Origin of the sequence: Streptomyces sp. NPDC091281, assembly GCF_044757425.1 — a bacterium.
Classification (GTDB): Bacteria; Actinomycetota; Actinomycetes; order Streptomycetales; family Streptomycetaceae; genus Streptomyces.
This window is the reverse complement of sequence record NZ_JBIVUY010000013.1, coordinates 201,142-219,395: the sequence shown is the minus strand read 5'-3', so window position 1 is coordinate 219,395 and position 18,254 is coordinate 201,142. Positions and strand designations below refer to the sequence as shown.

At 73.6% G+C, this 18,254-nt stretch carries 17 protein-coding genes and 2 pseudogenes; 8 read left to right on the top strand and 11 right to left on the bottom strand.

The genetic code is table 11. The annotated features are described in order from the left end of the window. The first annotated feature begins 34 nt into the window (after window positions 1–34). Both ACIQPQ_RS29865 and ACIQPQ_RS29860 read left to right on the top strand, forming a co-directional pair. Window positions 35–724 (top strand): DUF899 domain-containing protein, encoded by a 690-nt coding sequence (locus ACIQPQ_RS29865; protein WP_401309791.1) that lies wholly within the window; start codon window positions 35–37, stop codon window positions 722–724. A gap of 167 nt (window positions 725–891) precedes the next feature. Then, entirely contained in the window at window positions 892–1,065 is a 174-nt protein-coding gene (locus ACIQPQ_RS29860) for a hypothetical protein (RefSeq protein ID WP_401310023.1), read from the top strand. Window positions 1,066–1,108: 43 nt separating this feature from the next. On the opposite strand, the gene ACIQPQ_RS29855 is transcribed toward ACIQPQ_RS29860, so the two are convergent. Both ACIQPQ_RS29855 and ACIQPQ_RS29850 read right to left on the bottom strand, forming a co-directional pair. Beyond that, the gene (locus ACIQPQ_RS29855; protein WP_401309788.1) at window positions 1,109–1,552 is read right to left on the bottom strand and encodes a hypothetical protein; all 444 of its coding nucleotides are present in this window, start codon (window positions 1,550–1,552) and stop codon (window positions 1,109–1,111) included. A 905-nt stretch (window positions 1,553–2,457) separates the two neighbouring features. Next, window positions 2,458–2,976 (bottom strand): annotated as a pseudogene (locus ACIQPQ_RS29850) (ATP-binding protein); the annotation flags it as partial. A gap of 266 nt (window positions 2,977–3,242) precedes the next feature. Here ACIQPQ_RS29850 and ACIQPQ_RS29845 point away from each other — a divergent pair. From ACIQPQ_RS29845 to ACIQPQ_RS29835, 3 genes are all read left to right on the top strand, one after another. Further along, the gene (locus ACIQPQ_RS29845; RefSeq protein ID WP_401309785.1) at window positions 3,243–4,103 is read left to right on the top strand and encodes a helix-turn-helix transcriptional regulator; all 861 of its coding nucleotides are present in this window, start codon (window positions 3,243–3,245) and stop codon (window positions 4,101–4,103) included. After that, a complete protein-coding gene (locus tag ACIQPQ_RS29840; RefSeq protein ID WP_383772426.1) occupies window positions 4,104–4,379 on the top strand; it encodes a DUF397 domain-containing protein in 276 nt (91 codons plus the stop codon). A 156-nt stretch (window positions 4,380–4,535) separates the two neighbouring features. After that, a complete protein-coding gene (locus ACIQPQ_RS29835) occupies window positions 4,536–5,342 on the top strand; it encodes an SAM-dependent methyltransferase (protein ID WP_401309783.1) in 807 nt (268 codons plus the stop codon). A gap of 104 nt (window positions 5,343–5,446) precedes the next feature. On the opposite strand, the gene ACIQPQ_RS29830 is transcribed toward ACIQPQ_RS29835, so the two are convergent. From ACIQPQ_RS29830 to ACIQPQ_RS29815, 4 genes and pseudogenes are all read right to left on the bottom strand, one after another. Next, window positions 5,447–6,877 (bottom strand): PLP-dependent aminotransferase family protein, encoded by a 1,431-nt coding sequence (locus ACIQPQ_RS29830; RefSeq protein ID WP_401309780.1) that lies wholly within the window; start codon window positions 6,875–6,877, stop codon window positions 5,447–5,449. 165 nt (window positions 6,878–7,042) lie between these two features. Then, entirely contained in the window at window positions 7,043–8,530 is a 1,488-nt protein-coding gene (locus ACIQPQ_RS29825; RefSeq protein ID WP_401309777.1) for a glutamate synthase subunit beta, read from the bottom strand. Between the two features lie 204 nt (window positions 8,531–8,734). Further along, the gene (locus tag ACIQPQ_RS29820; protein ID WP_401309774.1) at window positions 8,735–9,214 is read right to left on the bottom strand and encodes a DUF1772 domain-containing protein; all 480 of its coding nucleotides are present in this window, start codon (window positions 9,212–9,214) and stop codon (window positions 8,735–8,737) included. A 227-nt stretch (window positions 9,215–9,441) separates the two neighbouring features. Continuing rightward, window positions 9,442–10,147 (bottom strand): annotated as a pseudogene (locus tag ACIQPQ_RS29815) (DUF2293 domain-containing protein). Window positions 10,148–10,313: 166 nt separating this feature from the next. Here ACIQPQ_RS29815 and ACIQPQ_RS29810 point away from each other — a divergent pair. Beyond that, entirely contained in the window at window positions 10,314–10,955 is a 642-nt protein-coding gene (locus tag ACIQPQ_RS29810) for a uridine kinase (protein WP_401309771.1), read from the top strand. A gap of 238 nt (window positions 10,956–11,193) precedes the next feature. Beyond that, entirely contained in the window at window positions 11,194–11,628 is a 435-nt protein-coding gene (locus tag ACIQPQ_RS29805) for a CBS domain-containing protein (RefSeq protein WP_383772412.1), read from the top strand. 82 nt (window positions 11,629–11,710) lie between these two features. On the opposite strand, the gene ACIQPQ_RS29800 is transcribed toward ACIQPQ_RS29805, so the two are convergent. Next, window positions 11,711–12,838, bottom strand: coding sequence for a magnesium and cobalt transport protein CorA (locus ACIQPQ_RS29800; RefSeq protein WP_401309768.1), 1,128 nt, complete (start codon window positions 12,836–12,838; stop codon window positions 11,711–11,713). Window positions 12,839–13,129: 291 nt separating this feature from the next. Between ACIQPQ_RS29800 and ACIQPQ_RS29795 the strand changes: the two genes are divergently transcribed. Then, window positions 13,130–13,924, top strand: coding sequence for a methyltransferase (locus ACIQPQ_RS29795; protein ID WP_401309765.1), 795 nt, complete (start codon window positions 13,130–13,132; stop codon window positions 13,922–13,924). 60 nt (window positions 13,925–13,984) lie between these two features. Here ACIQPQ_RS29795 and ACIQPQ_RS29790 read toward each other — a convergent pair whose 3' ends face one another. From ACIQPQ_RS29790 to ACIQPQ_RS29775, 4 genes are all read right to left on the bottom strand, one after another. Continuing rightward, entirely contained in the window at window positions 13,985–14,944 is a 960-nt protein-coding gene (locus ACIQPQ_RS29790; protein WP_401309762.1) for a carbohydrate kinase family protein, read from the bottom strand. Beyond that, window positions 14,941–15,858, bottom strand: a complete 918-nt coding sequence (locus ACIQPQ_RS29785; protein WP_401309759.1) for a pseudouridine-5'-phosphate glycosidase — start codon at window positions 15,856–15,858, stop codon at window positions 14,941–14,943. The genes ACIQPQ_RS29790 and ACIQPQ_RS29785 overlap by 4 nt, the downstream gene beginning before the upstream one ends. A gap of 93 nt (window positions 15,859–15,951) precedes the next feature. Continuing rightward, on the bottom strand, window positions 15,952–17,280 hold the full coding sequence (locus ACIQPQ_RS29780) for an MFS transporter (protein ID WP_401309757.1): 1,329 nt from the start codon (window positions 17,278–17,280) through the stop codon (window positions 15,952–15,954). Window positions 17,281–17,447: 167 nt separating this feature from the next. Further along, window positions 17,448–18,002, bottom strand: a complete 555-nt coding sequence (locus tag ACIQPQ_RS29775; protein ID WP_401309754.1) for a methylated-DNA--[protein]-cysteine S-methyltransferase — start codon at window positions 18,000–18,002, stop codon at window positions 17,448–17,450. Window positions 18,003–18,254 lie beyond the last annotated feature (252 nt).

Below are 18,254 nucleotides of genomic sequence, written 5' to 3'. Positions count from 1 at the left end.
CCACTGCGGACGGACCGCTGCACAGGAGGGACCCATGGCACTTCCGGAGATCGTCTCGCGCGAGGAATGGCGTACCGCGCGCGAGGAACTGCTCGCCAAGGAGAAGGCCGCGACCCGCGCGCGCGACGCGCTCAACGCCGAGCGGCGCGGGCTGCCGATGGTCGAGGTCACCGAGAAGTACGTCTTCGAGGGCGGCGAGGGCAGATCGACCCTGGCGGACCTCTTCGAGGAACGTCCGCAACTCGTCGTGTACCACTTCATGTTCGACCCGGAGTGGGACGCGGGCTGCCGCAGGTGCTCCGCCTTCCTCGACCAGATCGGGCACCTAGCCCACCTCAAAGCCCGCGGGACGTCCTTCGCCGCCGTCTCCCGCGCGCCCTTCCCGCGCATCCTGCCGTTCAAGGCGCGCATGGGCTGGACCGTGCCCTGGTACTCCTCCCACGGCACCACCTTCAACCGCGACTTCGACGTCACCCTGGAGCAGGACGGACAGCTCCTCGAACGGCCCGGCATGAGCTGCTTCCTCCGGGACGGCGAACGCGTCTTCCACACGTACTCGACGTACGAGCGGGGCCTCGACGGACTCGGCTCGACCACCAGCCTGCTCGACCTCACCGCCCTCGGACGGCAGGAGGCGTGGGAGATGCCCGAGGGGCGCGCGTCGAGCCTCGGCGCGCCTGCGGGCAGCGCCGGTGTGCGCTATCACGACGAGTACGACTTCTGACGCGGAACGTAATCACCTTCCTACGGAAGATGATCAGAAGGTGATCACATCCTCACCCTCCGCACTGAACCCGTGTCAGCTACGTCTCAGTACGGTCACCGACCGAGGCTTCCTGCCTCCGGAGAGCGTTAACTCCTCCAAGCAACGCTTTCTGGAGGTGCGAGATGGTGAACGGGCGAACAGTGCTCGAACGCTTTCCCGCGGGCGGGCCGCGCGGATCGTGGCCCGCGGAGGAGTTCGCGCACGCGCGACGCATGGAGGGCCTGGCCGCCGAGGTGGTCATGGACCTGACGACGGACACGTTCCTGGTGGTCGTACGGCGCGCCGAGGCCCTCGATTGAGGCGCCAGTCACTTCTTGACCTGCCGAGTGACCGGCGTCGCCGCTACGCGCTGACCGGCCGTGACCAGGTCGGGGGAGTGTCCGTCAGGCGGCACAGAGTCAGGTAGAGGGGGATCGGCGGGGTGTACGGCACCGTGCCGTCCGGTCGGTGGATGAGACCGGGGACGCGCGGCGTGTCCAGGACGATCGCGCCGGTGGCGTACCGGGCGGGAGCCGGCCACTCCAGGGCGTAGTCGGAGTCGGAGGGCACCAGCCACCACCACTGCGTCTCGTCGGCGAAGACGCAGCCGACGCGCGGCAGGCGGGGCATGACCAGCGGTCCGAACCGGGCCGGTACCGCCACCGCGTCGCAGCCGAGAGGGGCCGTCATGCCCTCCGGGAGGGCGAGGCGGCGGGGAGCCGGGCGGACGCCGCCCCGCGCGCCGCGCCCGAGGCGGACCACGGTGTCCAGCGTCAGCAGGCCGGAGCGCCCTGTTCCGGCGCTCATCCGGTGCCCCGGTCGCGCGCCGCGGAGTTCCAAGAGGCCGGGGCCGGGGCGGCGGACGTGGCCGGCGCGGACTGGGCAGGTGGCGCGGGCTGGGCGGGTGGCGCGGAACGCTTGCTCTGCGGACCCGTCGGCTTCGTAGCGGCGTCCCCGGCCGGATCGGCGGACCGGCCGGGAACACTGGCCCCCGGTCCCGCCCCCGCCCGCTGCCACTGCTGGCTCACACGCGGCAGCGGACCGTCGGCCGGGTGGGCGTGGCCGGGAAGGTGCGGAAGGCGGTTCAGCGGGCCGGTGGCGGGCCGTGTGTCCCCACCTGAGGCGCGGGGCTCGGAGCCGGGCGGGTGGTGCGGGCGGCGAGCGGGCGTGACGGCACGGTTGCCGTGGGCGGGGCTGTGAACCTGGCCCTGGCCGTGGTCCACGCTCATGTTCCGGTCCTCGGGGGCCAGCACCAGCCGCGCGTCGCCCGGATCACTCGCTGGGCCGCTCTTCGCATCGGCCTCCGGGGCGTGCCCGGACGGATCGGGGTGATCGCCCCCGCGCTCGCCGCGCTCCCGTATCCGCTCGTCGCGGGTGCTGTGCCGCCCCGCGGGCGCCGTGTCGGCGGTGGCGTCGCTGGAGGCGGTGGTGTCCTGCGGGGTGGTGGCGCCGGTGGTGTCCTGCGGGGCGGCCCCGTTGTCCGACTCGGTGGGCGCGTCGTTGTCGTCGCCGGAGCCGTCGGCCGGGCCGGGCTTCGGCGGGGCGCCCCAGCCCAGATCGTTGCGCGGGCGGGTGAGCGCGTGGGCGAGGCTGGAGTGGCTCCGGTCGGCGAGGCGGGCGAAGTCGGTGCCGGTGTCACCGTCGCCGGTCTCCCGAGCCGCCGCCGGTGGTATCGCCGTACCGCTTTCCGCGGCCGTCTCGGCCGCTCCGCGCGCGGGCTCGACCTCGGCTCCGGCCTCGTCGGTCCCGCGGGCCAGGTCGGCCCAGACCAGCAGACCGGTGCCGTGTTCCTGCGCGCCCCAGGCGCGACACAGGGCGTCCACGAGGAACAGGCCTCTGCCGTGCTCCTCCTCGGGGCGCTGCGGGGAGGGGTGCGGCTCGCCGGGAGCGCAGCCCTGGTCCCGCACGGCTATCCGCACGAGATCGTCGCCGTCGGACAGTTCGCAGACGACGACACCGCTCGCGGTGTGCACGATGGCGTTGGTGACGAGTTCGGATATGACCAGGGCGGCGGTGTCGCAGGTGTCCTCGCACACCGACCATCCGGTCAGCCGCGCCCGGGTCAGGCGTCTGGCCTGGGCGGGAGAACCCGGATGGGCGGCCAGTTCGAATCGGAACCGGCGCTCGGCAGCGGCCTCGTAAGGGCCTGCTCCCGCGGCGGCACCGAGACCCTGGGGGCGGCCTGCGGCAGCGTCTGTTCCTAAGGGCGCGGACGGAATCACGCTTGCCACTATCGCCCCGCCGTGAACACTTGGCAAGTGTCACTCTGAAAAATGCAGAGTGCTGTGTGACGCGGTGAGACGCCATGGCACACTGCACGCAACAGCACATCGAGCGGCGCCAGTTGGGATCGGCGGAGATCCGTACGTACGAACGAAATATTCGTACAGATCTTCGAGTGAGGTCTTCGCGTGGCGCCGTAGGGCTGTCGGGAACTCTTCGACTCCGACCCGTCGGCCCACCGACCCGTCGGCCCGGCTCTTCGTGGAGGTGGAGCGTGAGCGAACCGCGGTCCGCGCCGACCGTGGGACAGGTCGTCCTCGGTCGTCGCCTGCTGGACCTGCGGGAACGCGCCGGGCTGAAGCGTGAGGAGGCGGCTCGCATCCTCCGTGTCGCGCCCGCCACGGTCCGCCGCATGGAGATGGCCGAGGTCTCCCTCAAGATCCCGTACCTCCAACTCCTGCTGAAGGCCTACGGGGTCACCGACCAGGAGGCCGAGGGCTTCGTCCAGCTCGCCGAGGAGGCCAACAAGCCCGGCTGGTGGCAGCGCTTCCATGACGTCCTGCCCGGCTGGTTCTCCATGCACGTCAGCCTGGAGGGCGCGGCCTCTTTGATCCGCCAGTACGAACCGCACTTCGTCCCCGGCCTGCTCCAGACCGAGGACTACGCGCGCGGAGTGCTGCGCTCCGGAGCCATCGGCCAGACCCGGCCCGAGGACATCCAGCGCCTCGTCGACCTGCGCATGCAGCGCCAGGTGCTCCTCACCCGCCCCGACGCGCCCCGCCTGTGGGTCGTCATGGACGAGACCGTTCTGCGCCGCCCCGTGGGCGGACCGGAGGTGATGCGCGCGCAGATCGACAAACTGCTCGACGCCACGAAGCTGGCCAACGTGACCCTGCAGATCGCCCCGTTCTCCGCGGGGCCGCACGCCGGCACGTACGGGCCCTTCGTGCTGTTCCGATTCGCCATGCCCGAACTTCCGGACATGGTCTACAGCGAGTACCTGACCGGCGCGGTCTACCTCGACGCGCGCACCGAGGTGGCGACCCACCTGGAGGTCATGGACCGCATGGCGGCGCAGGCCGCTACGGCACATCGCACGAAGGAGATCCTCCGGGATCTCCGCAAGGAGCTGTGAATGGATCGAATCAAGTCCCAGACCAGGCCGCGTGGCCGCACCCAGCGGATCTACAACGGCATGCCCGCGAGGGAACTGGGCAGCGAGGGCTGGCACAAGCCCTGGAGCGGCGGCAACGGCGGCAACTGCCTGGAGGCGATGAAGCTCTCCGACGGCCGGATCGCCGTCCGCCAGTCCACCGACCCCGACGGTCCCGCGCTCATCTACACCTCCGCCGAGATGACCGCCTTCATCGAGGGCGCGAAGGCGGGTGAGGCGGACTTCCTGCTCTCCTGAACCACGCTCCCGCTGATTTTTCTCCCCCGTCCCCCCTCCTCTTGTCTTGTGCCTTTTCTCTTCCCTTTGTCTTTCTCTTCCTTCTCTTCCTTTTCCTCTTTCTTGTTTGGTTGCTGACGTGATCGCCTACCGCTGCGCATGCTTACGGAGTTCCTCATGACCGGCCAGGACCCCACCGTCGAGATCGACACCAGCAGGCCCCACCCCGCCCGGATGTACGACTGGTATCTGGGCGGCAAGGACAACTACCCCGTCGACGAGGCGATGGGCCGCCAGATGCTGGCCCTCGACCCCCGCGTCCCGGTGATGGCCCGCGTCAACCGGGCGTTCATGCACCGGGCCACGCGCTGGCTGGCCGACCGGGGCGTCCGCCAGTTCCTGGACGTCGGCACGGGCATACCGACCGAGCCGAACCTCCACCAGGTCGCCCAGCGGACCGCGCCCGACGCGCGCGTCGTCTACTGCGACAACGACCCGATCGTCCTCGCGCACGCCGCGGCCCTGCTGCGGAGCACGCCCGAGGGCGTCACGGAGTACCTTCAGGCGGACGTGCGCGACCCGGCGACCGTCATGGAGGGCGCCAGGAAGATCCTGGACCTCGACCGGCCGGTGGCGCTGTCCCTGATCGCGCTCCTGCACTTCGTCCCCGACACGGACGGCGCGCACGAGCTGGTCGGCCGCCTGCTGGCCGAACTGCCCTCCGGCAGCTACCTGGTGATGACCCACGCCACCGCCGACTTCACCCCGGAGGAGTCGGCGGCGGCCACCGCGAAACTGAAGGCGGCGGGCATCTCGCTCGCCCTGCGCTCCCGTACGGAGTTCGCCCGGTTCTTCGACGGCCTGGAACTGGTCGAGCCCGGAGTCTCGGTGGTGCCCGACTGGCACCCCGAACTGGGCGAACCGGTGCCGGGCCAGGAGGACGGGGTCATTCCGGGGTACGGGGCGGTGGCCCGCAAGCCCTGAATCGGCCCGACCGCCGTCCCCCGGTCCCGTGGGGCGGGCGCAGGAGCGTCGCGGGTGCTGCCCGCCGCACCGGAACCGCGAGCGGAACGTATCCGGAACCGGTCCTACGGCAGCACCCCGCACAGCGCGTCCAGCGCCGCCCCGTACGCGTGTTCCGCGGGCGTCGCGTAGCCCACGACGAGGCCGTCGCGCGGCGGCATGTCCGTGTCCGGGTGCCGGAACCCGGCCAGGCCCTCCAGGGCCAGGCCCCGCCGCACGGCCGCCTCGACCGTGGGCCGCTCGGTGCCCGGCGGCAGCCGCAGCACCGCGTGCAGCCCGGCCGCCACCCCGGTCACCTCGACGTCCGGCGCGCGTGCGGCGAGCGCCTCGACCAGCCGGTCCCGGCGCGCGCGATAGCGCTGCCGCATCCGCCGTACGTGCCGGTCGTACGCCCCGCTGGTCAGGAAGTCGGCCAGGCCCAACTGGTCCGTGACGCTCGTCCAGGCCTCACGTTCCCCCTTGGCCGCCAGAACGCCGTCCACATACCGCTCCGGCAGCACCATCCAGCCCAGGCGCAGCGCGGGGGAGAGGCTTTTGCTGACCGAGCCCAGGTACATCACGTGCTCGGGGTCGAGCCCCTGGACGGCGCCCACCGGCCGCCGGTCGTAGCGGAACTCGCCGTCGTAGTCGTCCTCCAGGACGACCGTTCCGCGCGCGCGTGCCCAGTCGATCGCGGTCGTCCTGCGGCGCGCGTGCAGGGGGCCGCCCGTCGGGAACTGGTGCGCGGGCGTCAGCAGCACACCCCGCTCCCGCCCCAGCCGTTCCACGCGCGCGCCCTCCTCGTCCAGCGGCAGCGGAACGGTGCGTACGCCCGCGTCGGCGAGCAGCCCGCGGTGGAAGTCCAGGCCGTACGCCTCGACCGCGAGCGGGCCGCGCAGCACCCCCGGTCCGAGCGTGCCCGCCCCGAACAGCAGGCGCAGCGCGTGGGCGAAGCCCGAGCAGATCACGATGCGGCCGGGCTCGGTGCGGACCCCGCGCGCACGGGCCAGGTACTCGGTCAGCGCCTCGCGCAGCTCCGGACGCCCGGCCGGGTCGGCGGGACCGAACACCTCGCTGGGCGCCCGCTGGAGCGCCCGCCGGTAGGACGCCGACCAGGCGGCGCGCGGGAACTCCGACACGTCCGGGGTGCCCGGCCGGAGGTCGAACAGCGGACCACGCGCGCGTGGAGGTGCCACAACCGGGCTCTGTACGGCGTGTCGCAGCGGTCGGGCGCGGTCCGCGACCCGGGTCCCGGAACCCTGCCGCGCGGTGAGCCAGCCCTCCGCCACCAGCTCCGCGTAGGCGTCGGCCACCGTGTTGCGCGCCACTCCGAGGTCGGCGGCGAGCGAACGGTAGGGCGGCAGCCGGGTGCCCGGCGCGAGCCGTCCCCCGCGCACCGCCTCGCGCAACGCCCGGGTCAGCGCGGCCCGGCGCCCGCCGGGGCCGGACAGCCCGGACAGCTCCAGATGCAGGTCGACCCCGATCCGCTCCGCCGCATTGACCCACGAATCCACCATGGAAACGCACCTTACAGAAGGTCTTTGGCGGTTCGTGGGGCGGCACGTACGACCGCGCACACCAGCCCCGACACTGATCATCGACGAGGGCGCCCCCGGCGCCGCGCACGCCGAGGCCGCGGCCCGGAGGCGGACTCCGCGAGCCTCGTCCGGCCCCGGCGGCCGCTACACGCTCCGCGGCCGGTCGTACGGGCCGATCGGGGTCGGCAGCCGCGACGACCCCGTCAGATGGCGGTCGACCGCTGCGGCCACCGCCCGGCCCTCCGCGATCGCCCACACGATCAGCGACTGCCCGCGCGCCGCGTCGCCCGCCGCGAACACCCCGGGCACCCCGGTCCCGAAGTCCCCGTCCCGTGCCAGCGTCCCGCGCGGCTCCAGCGTCAGCCCGAGCTGCTCGACGATCCCGTCCTCACGCGCGGGCCCGGTGAAGCCGAGGGCGAGCAGCACGAGATCGGCGGGGATCGACCGGCTCGTACCGTCGACCGGACGCCGGTCCGCGTCCACCTCCACCAGGTGCAGGGCGCGGACCCGCCCCGCCTCGTCCCCGGTGAAGCGGAGCGTGGACGCCGCGAAGAGCCTCGCGTCCGCGTCCGCCACCGGCGCGCTGCGCAGCTCACGCGCCTCCTCGTGCGCCGCCGACAGCCGGTAGATCTTCGGATACGTCGGCCAGGGCTCGGTGTCCTCGTCCCGCGACTCGCCGGGCATCGCGTAGATGTCGAGCTGCGTGACGGACGCGGCGCCCTCGCGCACCGCCGTGCCCAGGCAGTCGGCGCCCGTGTCGCCGCCGCCGACGATCACGACGTGCCGTCCCGCCGCCGACATCGGTGACGCCGCCAGGTCGCCCTCACCGACCCGGTTGGCCAGCGGGAGATACTCCATCGCCTGGTGAATACCGGTCAACTCGCGCCCCGGCACGTGCAGTTCGCGCCACTCGGTCGCCCCGGTGGCGATCACCACGGCGTCGTAGCGGGTCCGCAGGTCGTCGGCCATGACGTCCCGCCCGACCGTCGTCGACGTCCGGAACCGCGTCCCCTCCGCCCGCATCTGCTCGATCCGCCGCTCCAGATGGCGCTTCTCCATCTTGAACGCGGGAATGCCGTACCGCATCAGCCCGCCGATCCGGTCATCCTTCTCGTACACGGCGACCGTGTGCCCCGCCCGGGTCAGCTGCTGGGCCGCCGCCAGCCCGGTGGGCCCGGAGCCGATCACCGCCACCGTCCGTCCCGACAGCCGGTCCGGCGGCCTGGGCGCAGCGAAGCCCTCCTCCCAGGCCCGGTCGGCGATCGCCACCTCGACGTTCTTGATGGTGACGGCGGGCTGGTTGATGGCGAGCACACACCCCGCCTCACAGGGCGCGGGGCACAACCGCCCCGTGAACTCGGGGAAGTTGTTCGTCGCGTGCAGTCGGTCGCTCGCCGCCCGCCAGTCCTCGCGGGACACCAGGTCGTTCCACTCGGGGATCAGATTGCCCAGCGGACACGCGTCGTGGCAGAACGGGATGCCGCAGTCCATACAGCGGTCGGCCTGCGCGCCGACCAGCGGGAGCAGCGCGCCGGGAACGTACACCTCGTCCCAGTCCCGGACCCGCTCCCCGACCGGTCGGCGTGGCCATTCCTGGCGGGGCGTGGACATGAATCCCTTGGGATCGGCCATGGCCGTCATCCTTGCTGCGCGTACGACGGGGCCCTGCGTCATCGAGCGGCGCTCTTCGGCCACGATACGTCCCGTCGGCGCGCCGCGCAGGCCGCCGGAGAGCGCTTGCTCGCGCGTACCGTCTTGGGCCTGTCCGCCTGTCCGCCTGTCCGCCTGTCCGCCTGGGCGGCAGGGCGGCAGGGCTGTCGTGTCGGACGTGGGTCGTCAGGTGAGCGCCAGGACGTAGGCGAGGGCGGCGGCGACCGAGGCGACGGTCCGGACGTGGTTCCACGCGGTCCACTCCCGTATGTAGACCGGCCAGTACGCGGCGGCCTCCGCACCGTCCGGCGACAGTCCGAGCAGTCTGGTGTTGCGCGGCACGTTCGCCGCCACTGTCACCCCGAACGAACCGGCGAGATACAGCGCGCTCCCCACGAGCAGCTCCACCGCCCCGTTGTCCGGCCACACCACACAGGTCACCACGGCTGTCGCCGCGCACACGCCCGTCGCACCGAGGAACAGCGCCAGGAACGGCGGCCGCACCGCGCTGACGTTGATCCCGTTCATCGCCGCCACCGCCCGCTCCGGCGGCAGCGAGCCCAGGCCCCGCATCACGAAGGCCGAGAACCCGTAGAACACCCCGGCCACCAGCCCGGTCCCGAGCACCCCGACCACGATCAGCGCGGCGAACGGCCCATCGATCATGACAACCTCACCTCCCGCCTCGGACCGGGCTCCCACCCGGCCGACCTCTGTCCACCACCCCAGTCAAGGCGTCCGCGCCCCCGGCCACCATCACCGAGAACCTCGGCCCCATACGCGAGCGTCCACCACCCCGAAGACCGGCCCCGAAGACCGGCCCTGGAGCCCGGCCCGGCAGCCGCTCCCAGCGCCCGCTTCGGACGGCTACGTTCGTCACCGTCCCGTTGTCCTCACGGTCGGACCACGCCGATCCCCTCCGTCCACCCCCACTCCCGCAGCACCGCCTCCACCCGCGGCGCGATCCGCTGCCGCGCCTCCCACCGGGGCACCCCCGTCATCAGCAGTTGGTCGTACGGCGTGTCCGTGTGCCGTACCGACGCCACGACCGCCGACACCACCGCGCCCGTCGACAACGCCCGCCCGGCCGCGCTGCGCCCTACTCGCCCGCTGCCCCGCACCGAGGCGTGCGCGGCGATCGCGCGGGCCCGTCCCTCGGGACAGTCAGGCAGCAGCCGCAGGATCTCGGCCGCGAAGGACTCGGCGAACCGCGCGTCCGCCACCACCCGTCGCGCCGCGTCCCGCACCCGGCGCCGCCGACGGGCCTCCGCGTCGGCCAGGCAGCGCGCCTCCGCCCGCGCCAGCCCCGCCTCCTCCACCAGGACGCCCTGCCGCTCGTACCGGGCCCGGCGGCGGTCGAACCGGACGACGACCACCGACAGGGTGCTCTCCTCCCGCGCCCGGCGGGTCAACGCCCGTGTCCCCGCGCGGCAGGAATACGAGGTGGCCCAGGTCGGCACAGGGGAGGCACCGGGGCGCGCCTTCCTCCACGACGAGCAGCGCCAGGGGACCCCTGCGGCACTCCGCGCAGTGCCGCCGCCGCGTCGGCTGTACGGCGACCGGCCCCGTACCCACCGCGGGAGTCGCGAGCACCCCCATGCCGTCCCCTTTCCCCTACCGGCTTTCTTCCCGGAACCCACCCGGCGCCCACCCCGACACCGGCCGATCTCCGCGGGCTTCTCGGCCCCCGTCCCCCAGCACAGCCCGCCCACCGGGACCACACCCGCCCCGGCCGCCACGCGTCCCGTCCGGCACCTGACGCATCATGGGCCCTGTGCGACTCGAAGCGATCACCTGGGAACGGCTCGGCGACCTCCTCGCCGAGCGCCTCCTCGACCTGACACCGGACGACGGCAGTCCCTGGCCGCGCATCGCCTTCGACGGCGCCCCCGCCGCCCGTCCGGGCGACCTCGCCGCACGCGTCGCCGAGGCCCTGCGGGTGCGGGGCCGGCCCTCGCGGGTCGTCGACACTCACGACTTCCTGCGCCCCGCCTCCCTCCGCTTCGAGTACGGCCACCACGACGTCGACGCCTACGCCCAGGGCTGGTTCGACACCGGCGCCCTCTGGCGGGAGGTCTTCGGCCCCCTCGAACCGGGCGGTGACGGCCGGATACTGCCCGACCTGTGGGACCCGATCACCGACCGCGCCACGCGCAGCCCCTACGTCCACATCCCGTCCGGCGGCTTCCTGTTGCTGCACGGCCCCCTCCTCCTGCGTCACTGGTTCCCCTTCGACCTGACCGTTCATCTCCTCCTCTCCCCGGGTGCGCTGCGCCGCCGCACGCCCGAGGCCGACCACTGGACGCTGCCCGCCTTCGACAGCTACGCCGCCGAGACCGACCCGGCTGGCACAGCCGATGTCCTCGTCCGGGCCGACGACCCCCGCCACCCGGCCTGGAGCGGCTGAGGGCGTCGACGGCGGATGGCGGCGGGTGCTCGCCTGCGGCGCGATCCGGGCCCACGGGAATCTCAGGGTGTCCCGGCTCCCCGGGGAGGCCTCCGCACGTCCGGTGCGGCGCCCTCCGCGACATGCGGTTGGCCGGTGGCCCGGCGAGAATGTAGGTCGCCGGAGATCAGAGGCCGGGCGCCGGGACAGTGGCGCACACCGCGTCGCGTCGACCGCCCGCCACACCGGGAGGCAGACCATGACCACCGCCGGAGAGATCATGCACCGGGGAGCCCAGTGGATTCCCGCGCACGAGACCCTCGACCGCGCAGCCCAGCTGATGCGCGAGCTGAACGTCGGGGCCCTCCCCATCAGCGACGAGAACGAACGGCTCAGCGGCATCCTCACCGACCGGGACATCGTCGTCGGCTGCGTGGCCATGGGACACGACCCCGCGAAGGTCACCGCCGGGGACATGGCCCGCGGCACCCCCCGCTGGGTCGAGGCCGGAGCCGATGTCAGCGAGGTGCTCAGCGAGATGCAGCAGCACCAGATCCGCAGGCTCCCGGTGATCGAGAACAAGCGGCTCGTCGGCATGATCAGCGAGGCCGACCTCGCCCAGCACCTGAGCGACGACCAGATGGCCACCTGGGTCGAGTCCGTCTACGCCGGATCAGGCACCGCGCCCCGCTGACCCACGCCCCGGGCGGACGCCGGGGCCCGCCCCTCGTCCAGAAGCCGGAGCCCGTTCCCCGGGCAGAACCCCGGCGTCCCGCTCAGAGCCAGCCGTTGCGCCGGAAACCCCGGTGCAGGGTCAGGCAGACGACGACTATCAGCCCGATGGCCATGCCATACCCGTACTTCCAGTGCAGTTCCGGCATGTGCTCGAAGTTCATGCCGTAGACGCCGCAGATCATCGTCGGGACGGCGATGATCGCGGCCCAGGCGGTGATCTTCCGCATGTCCTCGTTCTGCGCCACGGTGACCTGGGCGAGGTGGGCCTGGAGGATCGAGTTGAGCAGTTCGTCGAAGGCCGCGATCTGTTCCGCGCCCCGCAGCAGGTGGTCGGAGACGTCCCGGAAGTAGGCCTGTATCTCCGGGTCGATCACCGCCATCGGCCGGCCCGCGAGATCCAGCAGCGGGCGGCCGAGCGGCACCACCGCCCGCTTCAGCTCCAGCAGTTCGCGCTTGAGCTGGTAGATGCGCCCCGGATCGGCCCGCGCGCCGTTCTCCGCGAAGACGTCCGTCTCGACCTGGTCGATGTCCGCCTGCACGGCGTCGATGACGTGCAGATAGTCATCGACCACATGGTCCGCGACCGCGTGCAGCACGGCCGACGGCCCCTTGGCGAGCTGCCCCGGATTCGACTCCAGCTCCTCCCGCAGCGGGCCCAGCGAGCCGTGCCGCCCGTGCCGGACCGTGATCACGAAGTCCCGGCCCACGAACACCATCAGCTCCCCGGTGTTCACCACCTCGCTGGTCGCGGTGAGCTGGTCGTGATCGACGTAGCAGACCGTTTTGAACACCGCGAACAGTGTCTCGCCGTACCGCTCCACCTTCGGGCGCTGATGGGCCTCCACCGCGTCCTCGACCGCCAGCGGGTGCAGGTCGAACAACTCGGCGATGCCCGCGAACTCCTCGTTCGTCGGTTCGTGCAGACCCAGCCAGACGAAGCCCTCGCCGCTCTTGCGGACCCGCTCCACGGTGGCGACCAGATCCCCGCCGACCGGGGCGCGGGCCCCCTCCCGGTAGGTCACGCAGTTCACCACGGACGAACCCAGCGGGGACCGCGCCGGATGGCTCAGGTCGACCCGCGCCCGCCGACGGGCCAGCCGCGCCACTCTGCGCAGACCGCCGACCGGATTCAGACCGGTGACCTTCCGCAGATTCCCCGTCATGGTCATCTGGGCCTCCTCCTGCCGCTCGCTCCGTGGCGCGTTCCCCCGCCCTGGCACGCCAGTCTGCCAGGGGCGCGCAGACTGCGGGACAGCCTGTGGACAAGGCACGTTCCGCTTGGTTCCCGCCTGTGGACAACCTCCTCCCGGCTCTGCCCGCGACCCTGAACTCGACGCGTCCCGCCAGCGCTCACAGCCGTTCCGCCGTCGATATCCAGCCGCGTCACCCGGCCTCGCCACCCCTGTCACCAGGCCGCGCCGCCCCGTCCCGGCGACCGGCGTCGCTGGGATGATCCCCTCATGACGCGACCCGACGGATACCTCCTCGACAACGGGCGGAGCGAGGCGGGAGAGCGCTTCGACGCCTTCGCCACCCTCTTCGACCCCACGACGTTCCGGCACCTCGAAAACCTCGGCGTCGGGCCTGGCACACGGTGCTGGGAGGTCGGCGCGGGCGGCCCTTCGGTGGTGTCCTGGCTCGCGACGAAGGTCGGCCCCAGCGGGGAGGTCGTCGCCACCGACATCGACACCTCCCGCCTCACCGCGATCGCCCGGCCGCCGGTTCGCGTACGGGTCCACGACGTCGGCGCCGACGCCCCGCCGTCCGACGGCTTCGACCTGGTGCATGCCCGGCTGGTGCTGGTCCACGTCCCCGAACGGGACCGCGCCCTGCGGTCGATGGTCGCGGCCCTGCGGCCCGGCGGACGGCTTCTCGTGGAGGACGCGGACCCCGCGCTGCAACCCCTCGTCTGCCCCGACGAACACGGCCCCGAGCAGCGGTTGGCAAACCGGCTGCGGCACGGGTTCCGCGCCCTTCTCGCCGACCGCGGCGCCGACCTCTCCTACGGTCGCCGACTGCCGCGCCTGCTCCGCGAGGCCGGCCTGCGGGACGTCGAGGCCGACGTCCGCTTCCCGCTGACCTCTCCGGCCTGCGCCGCCCTGGAATCCGCGACGGTCCGTCAGATCCGCGCCGACCTCGTGGCCGCAGGGCTCGCCACCGACGAGGAGATCGACCGCCACCTCGCCCACGTCGCCACCGGTGGCATGGACCTGGCGACGGCGCCGATGATCTCCGCGTGGGGGACGAAGGTCTGAGCGGCGCCCGCGCTTCCGCCCCGTTCCCTCAGCCGCGCCCCGTCACGCCGTACGGGCGCCTCACCGTACGGGCGCCGCCTGCGGCTCTCGCGCGGCCCGCGGCGGTCTCCCGCCGACCCGCTCCACCGCCCGCGCGCCCGCCGCGCACCCGTCCGCCGCCGCGTCCCCGGAAGCGGCCCCCGCGAGGAGCGCCGCGAGGAAGGCCCCGGTGAACGCGTCGCCCGCGCCCGTCGTGTCGCGGGGCGTCGCCGGGGCCGCCGGGACCCGGGCGATCACCGCACCGCCCCGGGCCACGACGGCGCCGTCGGCCCCCTGCTTGGCCACCACCAGCGGGACGCGCCCGCTGAGTTCGGCCGCCGCCGCTGCCCCGTCCGACAGGCCGGTCAGCAGGCGGGCCTCGTCGCGGCTGGGGAGCAGCACGTCGACCCCGCGGACCAGGTCGAGGAACCGTTCCGCGCCCAACTCCGCCAGGAAGCCCGCCGACGCGGGGTCCACACTCGTCGCCACGCCCCGCGCGCGTGCCGCGTCCAACGCCGTCCGGACCACCGCGCGCCCCGACGCCGAGAACAGCAGATAACCCGACAGATGCAGCCGGGCCACACCGTCGAGCAGCCCGTCCGACCAGTCCTCCGGCGCGAGCCGCAGGGACGCGCCACTGTCGGTCAGGAACGTGCGCTCCGCCGCCGCTTCCTCGTCGACAAGGCACACGACCGTCCCCGTCGGCGCCTCGGCGTCCACCACGAGCAGGGGCCGCACCCCGGAGGCGACCAGTTCCCGTTCGTGCCAGGCCACCCCGTCGGCCCCCACCCGCCCCAGCAGCCGTACATCCGCGCAGCCCCGGTACGCCGCCCAGCACGCCACGTTGGCACCCGCGCCGCCCGGCAGCGTCCGGATCGCGGCGGACGTGTCCGTGCCCGAGGCCAGCGCCCCCCGGTGCCGCGCGACCACGTCCGTCACCACGTCCCCTACGACCAGCAGCGCCCCGTCCGCGCCCCCGGCGGCGTCGGCCGTGCGGGTCATCCCTCCGCCCAGGCCGCCGCGATCCGCGCCGCCAGCCGTACGTTGCCGCGCACCGCCGCCAGATTCGCCGCGAGCGAGGCCCCGTCGGTCTGCCGGACCAACTGGTCGAGCAGGAAAGGCGTCACCGCCTGCCCCGTCACCCCCTGCTCCGTGCACGCGCGCAGCGCCTGATCGAGCACGCGCGCGTGGAGCGCGGGACTCAACTGATCCTCCTCGGGCACCGGATTCGCGACGATCAGCGCCGACTCGGGCGCCCCCAGCGCCCCGAGCGCGTCCTGGGACCGCATCACGTCCGCCACCTGCCGCGGGCTCTCCACCGTCCAGTCCACCGGGTGCCCCGAGTCCGAGAGGTAGAAGCCGGGGAAGCGGTCGGTGCCGTACCCGGCCACGGCGACCCCCAGCGTCTCCAGCCGTTGCAGCGTCGCCGGTACGTCCAGGATCGACTTCACTCCCGCGCACACCACGGTGATCCTCGTCCGCGCCAGCAGCCCCAGGTCGGCCGACTCGTCCTGCGTGAGCGTCCACTCCCGGTGCACCCCGCCGAGCCCACCCGTCGCGAACACCCGCACCCCGGCCAGGGCCGCCAGCAGCGCCGTCGCGGACACCGTGGTCGCCCCGCTCGCCCCCGAGGCCAGCGCCAGGGGCAGATCGCGGTGGCCCAGCTTGCGGATGCCGTCCTCGTTGGCGACCCGCTCCACCTGCTCCTTGTCGAGGCCGACGTGGGGCCGCCCGTCCAGGACGGCGATCGTCGCCGGTACGGCACCCTCCGCGCGCACCGCCGCCTCCAGCTCCCGCGCCACCTGGAGGTTGCGCGGGCGGGGCAGCCCGTGCGCGATGATCGTGGACTCCAGCGCGACCACGGGACGACGCGCGTCGACCGCCTCCCGCACCTCTTCCGACACCACCAGCACCATGGGCCCGCCTCCTGTCCGTCCGTCTCACCTCATCCCTGGCGGCCGGGGCGTGCCGCCAAACCCCGGACGTCCCCGAGCCGCCCCTGATCCCGCTCAACCGGTCTCGGGGTCGGCGCCTCCGGCCCGGCGCACCCGGCCGAGCAGGACCAGCCCGGCCAGCGGCACCAGCAGACAGGCCGCGCCCGCGTTCAGCCAGCCGTAGCCCGCCCGCGCGACCACCAGCCCCGCGACGATCCCGCCGACTCCCGCCGAGGTGTTCATGACCAGATCGGACAGGCCCTGAGCGGCCGCCCGCGCGGACGTCGGCACGGAGTCCGTGAGCAGCGCCGACCCCGCCACCAACCCCGCCGACCAGCCCAGCCCGAGCACGAACAGCCCGGCCGCCGTCTGCCGGTGGTCACCTCCCGCCGTGCCCGCCAGGAACAGCGCCCCCGCCAGCAGCCCCGCCGCGAGCCCGATCACCGACAGCCGCCCCATCCGGTCCGCCAGGCGACCCATCAGCGGCGAGAACGCGTACATGCCCGCGATGTGCCCGCTGATCACCAGGCCGATCAGCTCGATGCCCGCTCCGTGGTGGGCGAGGTCGACGGGCGTCATCGCCATGACCGAGACCATCGCCGTGTGCGACACGGTCACCGTCACGAGCGCGAGACGCGCGCGTGGCGAGGCGGCCGCCGCCGCCACGCCCGCGCGCAGTGAGCGCGTCCCCGCGGACACCTCCTCCGGCGGGGCGTACGCCCGCGCCGTCAGCAGCGGGTCCGGCCGCAGCAGGACGCCGACCACCCCCGCGCAGAGGAGGAACGTCACGGCGGCCCACAGGAACGGGCCCGCCTCCTCGGGCGTCCCCACGCCCGCGACACTGCGCCCGGCGGGCGCGGCGATGTTCGGCCCCACCACCGCGCCCACGGTGGTGGCCCACACCACGTGGGAGATGGCGCGCGCCCGCTGCCGAGGCTCGGCCAGGTCGGCCGCCGCGAAGCGCGCCTGGAGGTTCGCCGACGAGGCCCCGCCGAACGCGGCCATGCCGCACAGCAGCAGCGGGAAGTTCCCGGCGCGCGCCGCCGCCACCACGACGAGCGCCCCCAGACCGCCCACGAGATAGCCGAGCACCAGCCCCGGCCGTCGCCCGCGCGCCCCCGTCAGCGCCGCCATGGGCAGCGACAGCAGGGCCGTACCGGCGACCGTGGCGGTGGGAGCCAGCCCGGCCAGCGCATCGGACCCGCCCACCCGCCGGGCCAGTACGGTGCCGACCGTATTCCCGATCGTCACGCCCAGCCCGCCCAGGATCTGGCTCACGACGAGCACCGCGGTCGTACGCCGCCGCAGCGCCGCGAGCGTCTGGGCCGGGACGGGGACGAGGGCGGCGCGCGCGACGCGGGCGGAGCGGGCGTCCTCGGGCGGGGACGGAGGGTCGCTGGTCATCGGCGCAGTCTCGCCGCTCCCGCCCCGCCTGCCCAGATCCCGGCCGCTGTGATCTGACCCGCGCATACCGCGATCTGTCACGCGCGCGGGCCGCGTGTTCCCCGGAAGCGCCGCCCGGAAGTGTTGCCCGGACTCGGCGGCCCGGCCACGACCGGGCGGGGCCAGGTTCAGAACAGCGGCTCGGGCAGCACGCCCTCCAGGGCGAGCAGATGCCGCTTGGTCTCCAGGCCGCCTCCGAAGCCGCCGATCCCGCCGTCGCTCTCCACGACGCGGTGACAGGGAACGACGATCGGCAGCGGGTTCGAGCCCATTGCCACGCCCACGGCCTGCGCCGCCCTCGGCTGGCCCACCCGCCGGGCCAGATCGCCGTAACCGACCACCGCCCCGAACGGCACCCCGGCGGCCAGTTCCCGCAGGACCTCACGGTTGAAGCCCGAGATCAGCGACCAGTCGAGCGGCAGCTCGAAGACCCGCCGCTCACCGGCGAAGTAGGCCTCGACCTGGCGTATCGCCTCGGCGAGCAGGGGCGAACCGGGCGACTCGACCGGCTCGGAGCCCAACCGCTCGGCGAGCCGCGCGAGCGCCTTGTCCCGCACCGCGTCCGTCGCGTGGAACACCACGTTCACCAGACCGTCCCCCGTCGCGGCCAGCAGCAGCGGACCGATGCCGGTCCCGACGACCGCCCACACGACACGCCGTCCGTCCCGCCCATGACTGTCCATGCGCCCACCGTACGGCCCGCCACTGACACCGCCTCCGCCCCGCCGTCGCGCGCGAGGCTCGTCAGCGAGGGTGCCGAACCGGCGCAGCGCCCCCAGCGTCCAGCCGCCGCGCGCGAGGCTGCTCACGCGAGCCGCACATGTGGGGCGAGCCCGTGCTTCTTTGCCGGAAGGCCGTTCGACCCCATCCGGCGGGCGTCATACTTCTGAACGTCAGATTCCGACCGCACGCGCGGTCCTGACACGGGGGCGCGC